Below are 13,759 nucleotides of genomic sequence, written 5' to 3'. Positions count from 1 at the left end.
GGAGGTGTGAGGTTGTTGTTAACAAAAGTAAATGGAATGTGGAAAGAGGAAGCGCTCAGTCATTTTATGACCGAACTTATTGATTATGCAGGCCTGTTTCCACCAAGTGCACTTCCGCTTCCAGAAGCAATTTCAAATTATCATGCATATATTCATGATTCGAACAGCTGGATGCTTGGTCCATTTGTTATTCCCGCTTCACGACTGAGTGAACTCGAACCATTTAAAGATCAATTTAATGATCAATATCCACTTCGATTATCTGTTATTTTAACGAACCCCCTAGAAATTGAAACGGCTATGGGAGATATTCACCTTTTTTTAGAAACATTTAAAACAGCTGGTACCATTGAGGCGATCGAAGTTCCGCTTCCAGAAAAAGTTGATTCTTCGTTCTTAGAGAAACTCGAAAAACAAACAGCCAGTTATCCGATTTATTGTGAAATAGCAGGAACGATTGATCAACTTCCATACACATTGGATACTATTCGCTTGATCAATCAAAAATCTTTGAAAAGTATTGGTATTAAAATGCGCATGGGCGGCATTACATCGGATTTATTTCCTTCTGCCGAACAAGTAGCGATTGTTATTCATGAATCCCGAAAAAGAAAACTAACTTTAAAATTCACAGCGGGTCTGCATCATCCAATCCGTCAGTACCGAAATGAAGTGGAAACAAAAATGCATGGCTTTGTTAACGTATTTACGGCAGCCCTTCTTTCCTACTGCCATTCAATAGATAGCAAAATCATTGAAACCATTTTGCTGGATGAGGATCCAAAACACTTTACATTTACACCTGACACACTTTCTTGGCGCAGTTTATCTATCAGTTCTTCTGAAATCAACGAAGCACGCACTGTCTTCGCTGCTTCTTACGGAAGCTGTAGCTTTGATGAGCCGCGTAAAGAACTTGGTGAACTGACTATTTTTAATGGGGAGGCACCACGATGAAATATTCTTTTATCGAAACAACACCGGAATCACATTTTCCGATTCAAAATTTGCCATATGGCATCTTTCAATTCAAAGACAAAGGCCCGCGTGCCGGTACAGCCATTGGTGAATATGTCCTTGATTTATCTGTAATTGACGATGCGGGGCTGTTAAACGGGACAGGTTCAGAAAAAAAGAATGTCTTTTCCGCTTCTTCTCTCAATCTATTTATGGAACTTGGCCGTCCCGCCTGGACTTCTGTACGCACGAAATTACAATACCTTTTGGATGCGAACACGCCTGATTTACGTGATGATGAGGAACTTCGTTTAAAAGCGTTCCACCAATTGAAAGATGTCGAGATGCTACTTCCTGCAAAGATAGGAGACTATACAGACTTCTATGCTTCAAGAGAGCACGCGACCAATGTGGGGACTATGTTCAGAGGTAAAGATAATGCACTCATGCCAAACTGGACACACTTGCCGATCGGATATCATGGACGGTCCAGTTCTATCGTTCCAAGTGGTACAAAGGTGCGGCGCCCTTCGGGACAGCGCAAACCAAAAGATGCAGATCCAGTATTTGGTCCATCTATTCAGCTTGATTTCGAACTTGAAATGGGTTGGTTTATTGGACCTGGCAACCGCCCTGGAGAACCAATTCCAGTTAATCAGGCTGAAGATCATGTTTTCGGGCTAGTTCTCGTGAATGACTGGAGTGCACGTGATATTCAAGCATGGGAGTACCAGCCTCTTGGGCCATTTAATTCTAAGAATTTCGCTACATCAATCTCACCTTGGGTTGTGCCTCTAGAAGCACTAGATCCTTTTCGCATACCTGGGCCGCAGCAGGAACCGGAGCCGTTTCCATACTTACAGCAAACAAAAGATGGTGCATTCAATATTAACCTTGAAGTTCATTTGACACCAGAAAACACAGAACAATCAACCAAAATTACGAATACAAATTTTAGCTATCTGTATTGGTCGATTGCTCAACAGGTGGCTCACCATACCATTACTGGATGTAATCTACGCCCTGGTGACATGCATGCATCTGGTACTATCAGCGGTCCTAACCGTGAAGAACGTGGCAGCTTGCTTGAACTTTCATGGCGTGGCACAGAACCGCTTAAACTTAACAGCGGTGGTAAACGAAGCTGGATTGAAGATGGAGACAAGTTGACTATCAGTGGCTGGTGCCAAGGAGAAGGATATCGAATTGGTTTTGGTGAAGTGAGCGGTCAAGTTTTGCCGGCCCTTTCAGAGGCAAAGATTTTAGGTACCCAAAACGTGAAGAAGTAGCACCTATATACAAAAGATGACAGCTACGGAAAAGGAGTTTAGTCAATGACACATTATGTTAAAATGGGCCGCATTCCCCATAAACGTCATACTCAGTTTCGTAAGGACGATGGAAGCCTATATTATGAGCAATTGATGGGCACGAAAGGTTTCTCGAGTATTCAGTCACTCATTTATCATATCAATCAGCCAACACAAGTTAAGAAAGCAGTAAAAATTTGTGATGTTCATTATGAACTTGAAGAAAAAGATGCGTTAATACATCGTCATTTCCGGACCTGGAATACAAATGTAGGCGGTGATTTTCTAGAAGCCCGCAAAATTTTCCTGGCTAACGATGATGTAGCACTTGGCGTTGCACGCCCTAACAAGCAGATGGATTATTTTTATCGGAACGGTGAAGGTGATGAATTGTTGTTTGTTCATGAAGGCACGGGCAAGATTGAAAGTATTTTCGGTGATTTAAGTTTCGGACCCGGTGATTATCTTGTCATTCCAATAGGCACAACATATCGTGTCGTTTTAGAGTCAAAGGAAGCTAGGTTTTTCATTGTTGAATCAAATTCCTCTATTCTTCCTCCAAAGCGCTATCGCAATGAATTTGGCCAACTTCTTGAGCATTCACCTTTTTGCGAGCGTGATTTCCGGACACCAGAAAAACTGGAGCCGAAAGATGAAAAAGGAGAATTTGAAATACGGGTGCGAGCACAGGGTATGATTACATCCTATACGTATGATTTTCATCCGCTTGATGCGGTAGGATGGGATGGTTACCTCTTTCCTTATGCGTTCAGTATTCATGATTTTGAACCGATAACAGGGCGCGTTCATCAGCCACCGCCAGTACATCAGACGTTCGAAGCGCATAATTATGTTGTCTGCTCATTTGTACCGCGTATGTATGATTACCATCCAGAAGCCATCCCTGCTCCTTATGTCCACAGCAATGTGGACAGTGATGAGGTTCTATACTATGTTGATGGTAACTTCATGAGCCGTCGAGGTATTGAAAAGGGCTCTATTACCCTTCATCCAAGTGGTTTGCCACATGGGCCGCATCCAGGCAAAGTTGAGGCAAGTATAGGTAAAAAAGAAACGCAGGAACTAGCAGTCATGGTCGATACTTTCCGTCCCCTGTATATCGTAAAGGACGCTCACGATTTAGAAGATAAGGAGTATATGAGCAGCTGGCTGGCAAAATAATTGCTGATAATATCTATATACCTAACTGAATCTATAATGCACATGATTGACCATCACCCATAAATTGATTCTCCCCTTATTCTTCATATATGCCGGAGTAAGATTTTCCCTTACCCCGGCGTTTTGGTTGTTACCTACTTTTGAAAGTGTCGTTACAAGTGGGGATTACAAAAATGACCCCGATTCAAAATCGAGGTCACCATATCAATAGTATAAGCTCTTTATGCTTGAATGATAGAGTATATTCAAATCGTTACTTTCTACTTACTCATACTTAATGTGCTTACATTGTTAGCTGCTTTATAAATATCTTTCTTGTTAAATAAGTATGGCTTGAATTTCCATTCGGCAAACATAACTAGTTGGTCATCATAGTGATCACTTATTGTTCCATCTTTTTTTACAAATCCAATTTGACCAGGCGGTGTGATGTTAAAGCCACTCGGCCCTTTCGGAGTCATCTCAATATAATAATTTTCACTTCCACGATTCATTTCAATAATTGGAGTCGTCGAGCCATACCCGTGCGGAATACCAATCAATGATTTTTCACCAAAAGTCATGGTTTTTATAGGCATACGCCATTTTTCTGCTTTTAACCCTTTTTCTGATTGTAATTTAGCAAGTACTTCGTTTGTGCTTTCCATTATTATTTTTTCCTGATCTACGTTCACCCATTTATAGTTTGTAGATTCCTTGCTTAATATTTTATATGCTAATGAAGCTCCGTAGCGATGATCGGTAATTTCTTTCGTTATTCCATAGAAGTCTTCCAATTCATCCATAAAGAGTTTATCATGGAGATTGTTCCACCATTCATCAAAGAATGCCGCAATCCCTGCATCATAATAACCATCTTTATTTTCGTCTACTTTTAGATTATTCCATTCTTCCAGTTTTTCAATTAAATAAGGGTAGTTCCCGTTGGTTGATTTATTCTTGTCCAACACATCAATCAATAGAGGTTTAAAGAGATTTGCTCGAAGCTGTGCAAAGCTTGCCGTATAATTAATTTCATTAATATCTTCTAATGTAACTTTCCCTCTCGCTTCCATCCCATTGATATATTGTTGGACTCGATTATCCTCCCCCCAATAAAAACTATATTCACCATTTACCCACTCTTTAGAAGGTTTATTGTTCCAATTGACTACATAACCATTCTTCGGATTGATTACATGAGGGTTCTCTTTAAAAGGAATAAAACCTTCCCACTCATAATCTCCTGTTCCTGGTGTAGGGATTCTTTCATCAATTTTACTGTTTCTTACTGGATATCTCCCAACATGATAATACGCTATATCACCTTTCTTATCCGCATAATACCAATTCAAAGACATCGTATATTCACTAGCTGCCTTCTCAAATTCTTTTAAATTTCTTGCCCAATTCGCTTTCATGTAAGCTGACATGCTTTTGGCCTCAGTTCCACGGAAAGACCATGACTTACTGTAAGCCACGTTATTTGTTTCATCTCTACTAATTACAGGACCATGTATTGTCCGATAATAAAACTTTTCTACTGTTTTCTTTTCTCCATTATCTCCTTTGATTGTGAAAGATTCCTTCCTCTTCTCCATGTCTCTCCACTTACCTTTGTATAAATACTGGGAAGAGTTTTTCGCATTCAATTTCTCCTCAAAGATATCGGTTACATTTCCGTACCCAGCTGTCGCACTTAGAGCAAAGTGATTGTTGGCTCCGAACATGATAAAGGGATAGCCTATGAACCCTGAACCTTCCATATCAAAACCTGGCGCATGCAAACCTACCTCGTACAAAAATCCAGGTGCAACAAAACCTACTTGTGGTCCACTAAATAATAAAGCATTTCCTGTTGCAGATTTCTCGGAACCGACTATGGCGGCATTACTGCCTATCTTTAATGGTAATCCAAGTTCTTCAGATGATTGGACAAAATTCTCCCTTTCCTTCCCGACTTTTTCAGAAGCTTTGATTACAGCTGAAGAAAGTATCTGAAGGGATTGAGAGGACGAGTCCCTTTTTGGTTTCCGCTCGCTAACAATGCTAGTAGGAGCGCTAGAATCATTTTTCCACACTAAATCATCAAACATTTTCTGCGAAACTTCTTTCCCATATTTACTCTCTAGCTTTGCTAGTATCTCTGCGTTTTTTAACTCCTGGTGATTATCCATAAAATAGGTCATGGATACCATATAAACGCGGACAACATCTATTGAAGTCCATTTTTGCGGTAAAAACTGATATTCATGAAATTCCTTCGAAAGCTCATCATCTGGATCTTTTAAAGCTTCATTTACATAACGTGAAATGCCTTCAGCAAATTTTTCTATTAATTCTTTTGGCTGACGATCAAGACCGTCAATCATTTTTTTAATTTCTTTATTACTATATCCATCTCTTCTGGATTGCTCATCTTTTGAAAGATAATCTTCTCCAAAGATTTCTGAAACGGTCCCCTCATTTCCACGACGGAACATTTCCAACTGAAATAGACGATCCTTTGCCATAACATATCCATACGCTTCATATAAATCTTTTTTATTTTTAGCATATAAATGGGGTACTCCAAAATTATCACGCACTACTTTGACCCCTTCATTCTTATCCTCCCCAGCAAAAACTAGATTTTGAGGAAAAATGAAAACAAATAGAGTTATTACTGATATTAGCCACTTCGTCTTCATAATTGTATTTCCACCTCCACTTTTTCATAACACTTATATCACGAATCATAACCCTAACGTTATACTAATTCAAGTTATTATTTAAATATTTAGAATTTTAAGTAATATATTATTAGTTTTTATCATACTCTATCCAACTTTTGATCTAAATCCTTTTAGTTATGTGAGTATTCCTTTCATTCCAGCGAATACTTTATTATAGTAAAATAGCAAATCCCGAAGAATCAAAAGCTAAATTATCCTTATTATGAAATAAGAGAGGGATGAGAAAATAGCTCATAATATTCAGATAGGAAGCAATTCTCCAGTCTTCTTGACTGGTCAAAGAAGTTTTGCCGATAACTTGACCGCCTCTGAAATTTGAAACATTTATGAGGAATCATGTTTGAACAGCTGCAAGAAAATCAAAACAGTGTGTTTCACAACTTACATTAATAACAGCCACAACAGCCATCCGACCATTTTCACCGTGCCCACTTGGGTTTATTGATGTTATTTTATGTATAGAATAATTACTTCAAAAAAAACTAATAAAATAGCTTTAAAATTAATGTCCTTGTCCTATTGTTTTTCTAATAACTTGTAATACCATTGTTTCTTTTCCACTTTATTCTTTTTCGTTATAATGAGATAGAGAGAAAGAAGGTGAACACGATGCTTGAAAATCTTAAACAAAAATTCCCGAACGCTCTTACCAATAAACAAGATACGAAGAACATTACTGCATATATTTGGTTTGAAGACTATATTGGAAGCACAATTGGTATTCCCCGTTCAGAAATTTCGACTGAGGAAATCCGTTTGTTGGAACTACTCTTTGCTCCTTCATTACTCCAAAATAAAATCACCACGTTTCCTCACTCACCATGGAATACTTTTTTATTCGAATCAAATGCATCCTTGCCTTTAACAAGCTGGGAGAATGTTCGTTTTATCCACTTTAAACTGACACATGCTGATTTTTCACACTCCCATTTCGAAAATGCCTTCCTCGCATTTGTCCCAAAGGATGCAGTCTTGATATGGGAAAATGAAACGGCAGGTATTTTAATTGAAACAGAGACAGATGAGTCATTATCAAAAAAAGAACTGCTTGCTATTTCATCCACGCTTGAGAGTGATTTTTATGTTAAGACTCGAATGTTTTCCGGTCGCTTTCACTCTGTAAACCATGAACTTCAATATCACAGACAGCAGGAGAAAAAGTGTTTTGACTTGGCACAATTGCATTTGCCGGATTTAAAGGTAACTGATTTGGCCGACATCATTCCTCACTCACTGATAATTGACCAATCTGCAACGAGTAAAACTTGGTATATCAATGAAATACTCGGCAAAACCATACAGGATACTGAACTAATTAAGACGATTAAAACGTATATTGAGTGCAATTCCAATGCAACCTATGCTGCAAAGCAGCTTTATATACATCGAAACAGCCTTCAATACAGAATAGATAAATTCACTGAAAAAACTGGACTCGATATTAGAAACTTTTCTCATGCCTTGGCTGCTTACTTAATTATTTTGCTGCATGATTAACTATTATTTGGAAAATCATCAAAGGGATTATTATCCTTTTTTGTGCAGTGTGCCTATACTTTTTTCCAATTTAATAGATTAGACTATAGATAATTAGTACAAGTAATTAGGAGTTTAAAAGGAGGATTTTTCATGGCAGAGTTAGTATTAGATCATATATTTAAGATTTATGATAAAAAAGTAACAGCTGTTAAAGATTTTAACCTTAGCGTGGCCGATAAAGAATTCATTGTTTTCGTGGGACCATCCGGTTGCGGAAAATCGACGACTCTACGGATGATTGCCGGACTTGAAGACATTTCCCAAGGAGATTTATATATAGACGGTAAGCGGGTCAATGATGTCCCACCGAAAGATCGTGATATTGCGATGGTTTTCCAGAACTACGCCTTATATCCTCATATGTCCGTCTATGACAATATGGCATTTGGATTAAAGCTCCGTAAAACGCCAAAAATGGAAATCAAGCAGCGGGTCAATGACGCAGCAAAAATTCTTGGTCTCGAAGACCTTTTAAATAGGAAGCCGAAAGCCCTTTCAGGTGGGCAGCGCCAGCGTGTGGCACTCGGCCGTGCAATAGTACGAGACGCAAAAGTTTTTTTAATGGATGAACCATTATCAAATCTTGACGCCAAACTTAGGGTCCAAATGCGTGCTGAAATCGCAAAACTACATAAACGACTCAACACTACAACGATTTATGTTACTCATGACCAAACAGAAGCAATGACCATGGCCACACGACTTGTTGTTATGAAAGACGGTATAATTCAACAGGTCGGCGCACCAAAAGACGTATACGCGAAACCCGTGAATGTCTTCGTCGGTGGATTTATCGGATCACCAGCTATGAACTTCTTTACCGGAACATTAAAAGAGGGCATCATTAAAATTGGAGAACAAACACTTGAAGTACCCGAATTGAAAATGAATACGCTGCGTGATCAAGGCTATATCGGAAAAGACATTATTCTTGGCATCCGTCCGGAGGATTTTCATAACGAGGTAGCTTACATCATGGAGGCCCCAACCACTACATTCACGGCTCAAATCGATGTTGCCGAACTTATGGGAGCCGAGATTATGCTCTACTCGACATTCGCTGATCAAGACTTCGTCGCACGCGTAGATGCAAATCACATTATCCAAGCAGGTGATAATATCGAACTTGCCCTAGACATGAATAAAGCCCACTTCTTTGATAAAGAGTCCGAGCAGCGCATTTTTTCTGAAGAAGAATCACAGATGGAGAATGGTCTAAAGTTACCTTCATATTAAAATTCTATACACATAAAGACCCATTCACGGATGGGTCTTTATGTGTATATTCAACTAGGGTTGGAACTCTATTATATCTATTCCTGCACAAGTACCACTTCATCATGTCCACATTTAGAACATTTCATTATGTGTGGGCATTGATCGTTTTGGAGCGATTGCGGGTATCCATCATTTTGCTTAAGTGTGTCTATATCCATGTATGCACTGTATCCATCCGCATAATCCATGAATTTTCCTTTATCATCAAGATCACTGCCACATTCCGGGCAATTCATATGAATTTTTCTGAGGCCGTTGCAAAGCGGGCATAAAGCCATTGTATTCACTCCTGTTCTTGAAACTTATATATTCATTATTTGTTTATTCTATTGTTTTAACACTTTAAAACACCCTCCCTGAAAACAACGGGAGGGTGATCATAGGCAATTATTTATTAACCATGTTAGCAGGATCTACCCATGCTTTAAATTCATCCTCAGTCAAAAAATCCAATTTCAACGCTGCTTCTTTTAATGTAGAGTTGTCTTTGAATGCAGTTTTGGCAATTTTAGCTGCTTTTTCATAACCGATATGCGGGTTCAATGCTGTTACTAGCATAAGTGAACGGTCAACATTTTCTTTGATTTTATCTTCATTCGCTGTAATGCCTACCGCACAATTATTATTGAAAGAGTGAATGCCTTCTGTCAATAATTTAACAGTTTGTAGGAAGTTATAGATGATAACTGGTTTGAATACGTTCAATTCGAAGTTACCTTGGCTTGCTGCAAAGCCGATTGTAGCATCGTTACCAACGATTTGTGTAGCGATCATTGTCAGCGCTTCACTTTGTGTAGGATTGACTTTACCTGGCATGATAGAGCTGCCTGGCTCATTTTCAGGAATGGCGATTTCACCAATTCCGCTTCTTGGGCCGCTTGCCAACCATCTAACATCATTCGCAATTTTCATTAAGTCCGCTGCTAATGCTTTTAATGCACCATGAGCGTAAACAATTTCGTTATGACTTGTTAATGCATGGAACTTGTTATCCGATGTGACAAAAGAATGTCCTGTATCCGCCGCAATTTGTTTTGCAGAAAGTCCTGGAAATTCTTTTTTCGTATTGATCCCAGTACCTACAGCTGTACCTCCTAGTGCTAGATTCAACAGTTTTTGACTGCTTTCTTCAATCATCATCAAGTCTTTATCAAGCATAGCTTTCCAACCAGAGATTTCTTGGCCTAAAGTTAGTGGTGTTGCGTCTTGAAGATGTGTACGTCCAATTTTCACAAGGTCCCAGAATTCTTTTTCTTTTGCTGAAAAAGTATCACGAAGTACTTTAATCGCCGGTACTAATTTTTCAGCAACTTCCATATAGGCCGCAATATGCATAGCCGTTGGGAATGTGTCATTAGAGCTTTGCGCCTTGTTGACATCATCATTCGGGTGAAGTGTTTCGGATTCACCGTTTTCTTTTAACCATTCATTCCCTTTGTTAGCGACCACTTCATTCACGTTCATATTACTTTGCGTGCCGCTGCCTGTTTGCCAGACCACAAGTGGGAAATGTTCATCAAGTGTACCTTCCAGAATTTCGCCACAAATTTTAACGATGGCATTCTTTTTCACTTCTGAAAGATCACCAAGGTCATAGTTCACTTTAGCTGCCGCTTGCTTTACGTATGCAAACGCACGGACTAATTCAATCGGCATTTTTTCATTACCGATTTTGAAGTTGTTACGGCTTCTCTCGGTTTGTGCTCCCCAATACTTATCAGCAGGAACTTTCACTTCACCCATCGTATCTCGTTCGATTCTGTATTCCATGTGTTCTCCTCCTATGTTTGCACTATCCACCGAAAACCTTATGTATATGAAATGAATAATGACGTATTATATTTCTCTCTATATATTGTACAAACTTTATTATTTTAAAGCAAAAAAACAGAACAAAACCCTTCCTATTTTCCAGAGAAATCCATTTAATTAATCAAAGTCTTTAAAGAATCCCTACACCTTATACAATCGGTTTCCACATAATTTAGGGCTTTTTTATTGGACCAATCATGTTTTGACAACGCTAGTCCCAATTAACCAATAAAGGATTATCGAGCAATATTTTCCCAGAATGTTCTTGACAGTACTTTATATATATAGTAAATTCAAAAGAAATTGAATAATCTAAACTCTTATCGAGAGAGGTATAGGGAATGGCCCGATGACACCTCAGCAACCTTCATTTGTTTCAAACCAATGAAAAGGTGCTAATTCCACAAGTTTGTGAACTTGGAAGATAAGAAGAATGACTCGTACATACTTACCCAAGTCTTCTTCTTAAAGAAGACTTTTTTTTATTTTATAAAACACAAAGGAGCAGTGAAAACTATGTATAAAACAGAAACATATCTTGCTCAACTAGGTAATCGCAGTGAAACGGCGACAGGAACTGTCAATCCGCCGGTTTACTTTTCGACAGCTTTCCGCCACGAAGGAATTGGCCAATCAACTGGATTCGATTACACAAGGACAGGTAATCCAACACGTCAACTTTTAGAACAATCCATCGCCAACCTTGAAAGAGGTGACCAAGGATATGCCTGCAGTTCAGGAATGGCTGCCATTTCCACCATACTAGCCTTATTTAAATCAGGCGATGCATGGATAGTCAGCGAAGATCTATATGGTGGTACATATCGTTTGCTAGAACAAGGTTTTAAAAAATGGGGCTTACAGTGTGACTATGTAAACACTTGTTGTTTAGAGGATATTGAAAAAGCTATTACTCCTCAAACAAAAGCCATCTTTATCGAAACTCCTACTAACCCTCTAATGCAGCAAACAGATATTAGTGCTGTTGCCGCACTAGCCAAACAATTTAATTTACTGTTGATTGTTGATAACACTTTTTATACACCGCTTATACAGCAGCCTATCATGCTTGGAGCCGATATTGTGATCCATAGCGCTACAAAGTATCTCGGTGGTCATAATGATGTTCTGGCCGGACTAATCGTAGCAAAAGGCGAGGAATTATGTAATTCGCTTGCCTTCCATCATAATGGTACAGGAGCGGTATTGAGCCCGTTTGATTCATGGCTGTTAATGCGCGGAATGAAAACCCTGGCACTAAGGATGGAACGCCATGAAAAGAACGCCAAAATCCTTGTCGATTATTTATCCGAGCATGGATGTGTAACGGACGTCTTGTATCCGGGCAGAGGTGGTATGATTTCTTTCCGTATTATTGATGAAGCAGCGGTCAATCCATTTTTACAATCACTATCATTAATTTCATTTGCAGAAAGCCTTGGAGGCGTTGAAAGTTTCATCACCTATCCGGCTACACAAACACATGCCGATATACCTCTTGAAGTTAGGACAGCGAATGGGGTTTGTAATCGACTACTACGCTTCTCGGTTGGCATCGAAGACAGCGACGATTTAATTCAAGACCTGCAACAAGCATTTGCACATGTAAAAAGGGAGGCACTACGATGACAAATCATGATTTCAGTTTTGAAACCAAACTACTTCATAACCAGCATAAATTCGATCAGACAACAGGCGGTGTGAGCGTCCCTATTCAGCACGCTTCCACTTTCCATCAAACTGATATCGATCAATTCGGCAAGTATGATTACAGCAGGAGCGGAAATCCAACACGGGAAGCTCTTGAAGATATCATCGCTGAGCTTGAAGAAGGTACTCGCGGTTTTGCCTTTTCATCAGGTATGGCAGCCATTTCAACTGCATTCCTTCTGCTTTCAGCTGGAGACCATATCGTCATCTCAGAAGATGTTTACGGTGGAACGTTCCGGATGGTTACAAGTGTGTTGACCCGCTTCAACATCGAGCATACTTTCGTTGATATGACGGACCTCGAAAGCGTTAAAGCGGCCGTTCAACCTAATACGAGAGCTATATACATTGAAACACCATCAAATCCATTGCTTAAAGTGACCGATATTAAAGCAGTCTGTGATATTGCAAAAAAAGTCGGCGCATTGAGTTTTGTCGATAATACATTCTTGACGCCAGCTCTACAAAAACCACTGAACTTAGGAGCGGATGTTGTCCTTCATAGTGCGACAAAGTTTTTATCCGGACACAGTGATGTTGTAGCTGGTCTTGCTGTCGTAAAAGATCCTGAATTGGCTGAAAGACTCGGTTCCCTTCAAAACTCCTTTGGTGCGGTACTTGGTGTCCAGGATGCCTGGCTTGTTATGAGAGGTTTGAAAACCTTGTCTGTACGAATGGAACATTCTCAAAAAGGAGCAGAAAAAATTGCTGACTACTTAAAACAGCAGCCATTAGTAAAAAAGGTGTATTACCCTGGGCTTACTGATCATCCACAGCATGCAATCCAGGAAGGACAGGCCCTTGGTTCAGGTGCAGTTTTATCATTTGAACTAGAAAGCGAAGAAATTTTCCGCTCATTTGTCAACACTGTCGAGCTTCCTGTTTTTGCGGTTAGTCTTGGAGCAGTGGAATCAATATTATCCTACCCGGCAAAAATGTCCCATGCTGCCATGCCTGCTGATGAAAGGGAAAAACGAGGCATCACCAACAGCCTGCTTCGTCTCTCTGTCGGTCTTGAGAATCCAGATGATTTAATTAAAGACTTTGACGCTGCTCTTGTAAGAAGTGCAAAAGAACATGCTATTCCGGCGAAATAAAATAAATTAGAAAAAGGGGTGCCTGGAGCAACCCTTTCAGACTGTAGACAAACTCGATGAAAATCTTTATGGCTTGTACAATTTGAACGTTGATTGGAACGTAGGGCACTCGCTTTCCGCGGGCGGTCCGGGAGCCTCCTCGGCTTGCGCCTGCGGGGTC

At 39.6% G+C, this 13,759-nt stretch carries 10 protein-coding genes and 1 riboswitch; of the genes, 7 read left to right on the top strand and 3 right to left on the bottom strand.

What is annotated here, in order from left to right; all coding sequences use genetic code 11:
• Nucleotides 1-12 precede the first annotated feature (12 nt).
• From ACQKMR_RS23080 to ACQKMR_RS23070, 3 genes are read left to right on the top strand one after another with little or no spacing between them, the layout of a single operon-like run.
• Nucleotides 13-957 (top strand): hypothetical protein, encoded by a 945-nt coding sequence (locus ACQKMR_RS23080; protein WP_427699377.1) that lies wholly within the window; start codon nt 13-15, stop codon nt 955-957.
• Nucleotides 954-2,246: a fumarylacetoacetase gene (gene fahA, locus ACQKMR_RS23075; protein WP_427699376.1), complete on the top strand. Its 1,293-nt coding sequence runs from the start codon at nt 954-956 to the stop codon at nt 2,244-2,246. Before ACQKMR_RS23080 ends, fahA begins: the two co-directional genes overlap by 4 nt.
• A gap of 45 nt (nt 2,247-2,291) precedes the next feature.
• Nucleotides 2,292-3,449: a homogentisate 1,2-dioxygenase gene (locus tag ACQKMR_RS23070; protein WP_427699375.1), complete on the top strand. Its 1,158-nt coding sequence runs from the start codon at nt 2,292-2,294 to the stop codon at nt 3,447-3,449.
• Nucleotides 3,450-3,709: 260 nt separating this feature from the next.
• Here the strand turns inward: ACQKMR_RS23070 and ACQKMR_RS23065 are convergent, their stop codons facing one another.
• Nucleotides 3,710-6,118 carry a penicillin acylase family protein gene (locus ACQKMR_RS23065; protein WP_427699374.1) on the bottom strand — a complete coding sequence of 803 codons (2,409 nt, stop codon included), beginning with the start codon at nt 6,116-6,118 and terminating at the stop codon, nt 3,710-3,712.
• A gap of 654 nt (nt 6,119-6,772) precedes the next feature.
• Here ACQKMR_RS23065 and ACQKMR_RS23060 point away from each other — a divergent pair.
• Nucleotides 6,773-7,660 carry a PucR family transcriptional regulator gene (locus ACQKMR_RS23060; protein ID WP_427699373.1) on the top strand — a complete coding sequence of 296 codons (888 nt, stop codon included), beginning with the start codon at nt 6,773-6,775 and terminating at the stop codon, nt 7,658-7,660.
• A 132-nt stretch (nt 7,661-7,792) separates the two neighbouring features.
• Nucleotides 7,793-8,938: an ABC transporter ATP-binding protein gene (locus tag ACQKMR_RS23055; RefSeq protein ID WP_427699372.1), complete on the top strand. Its 1,146-nt coding sequence runs from the start codon at nt 7,793-7,795 to the stop codon at nt 8,936-8,938.
• A 77-nt stretch (nt 8,939-9,015) separates the two neighbouring features.
• Here ACQKMR_RS23055 and ACQKMR_RS23050 read toward each other — a convergent pair whose 3' ends face one another.
• Nucleotides 9,016-9,258 (bottom strand): hypothetical protein, encoded by a 243-nt coding sequence (locus ACQKMR_RS23050; protein WP_427699371.1) that lies wholly within the window; start codon nt 9,256-9,258, stop codon nt 9,016-9,018.
• Between the two features lie 109 nt (nt 9,259-9,367).
• On the bottom strand, nt 9,368-10,750 hold the full coding sequence (fumC, locus tag ACQKMR_RS23045; RefSeq protein WP_427699370.1) for a class II fumarate hydratase: 1,383 nt from the start codon (nt 10,748-10,750) through the stop codon (nt 9,368-9,370).
• A gap of 359 nt (nt 10,751-11,109) precedes the next feature.
• A riboswitch (SAM riboswitch) is annotated at nt 11,110-11,223 on the top strand.
• An 85-nt stretch (nt 11,224-11,308) separates the two neighbouring features.
• Here fumC and ACQKMR_RS23040 point away from each other — a divergent pair.
• Nucleotides 11,309-12,421: a methionine biosynthesis PLP-dependent protein gene (locus ACQKMR_RS23040; protein ID WP_427699369.1), complete on the top strand. Its 1,113-nt coding sequence runs from the start codon at nt 11,309-11,311 to the stop codon at nt 12,419-12,421.
• The gene (metC, locus tag ACQKMR_RS23035; RefSeq protein WP_427699368.1) at nt 12,418-13,599 is read left to right on the top strand and encodes a cystathionine beta-lyase; all 1,182 of its coding nucleotides are present in this window, start codon (nt 12,418-12,420) and stop codon (nt 13,597-13,599) included. Before ACQKMR_RS23040 ends, metC begins: the two co-directional genes overlap by 4 nt.
• Nucleotides 13,600-13,759: the final 160 nt, after the last annotated feature.

It is taken from the genome of Peribacillus sp. NPDC096540 (assembly GCF_050278525.1).
In the GTDB taxonomy this organism is placed as follows: Bacteria; Bacillota; Bacilli; order Bacillales; family DSM-1321; genus Peribacillus.
Note: the sequence above shows the minus strand (reverse complement) of the source record. Positions and strands in the feature narration are given on the sequence as shown.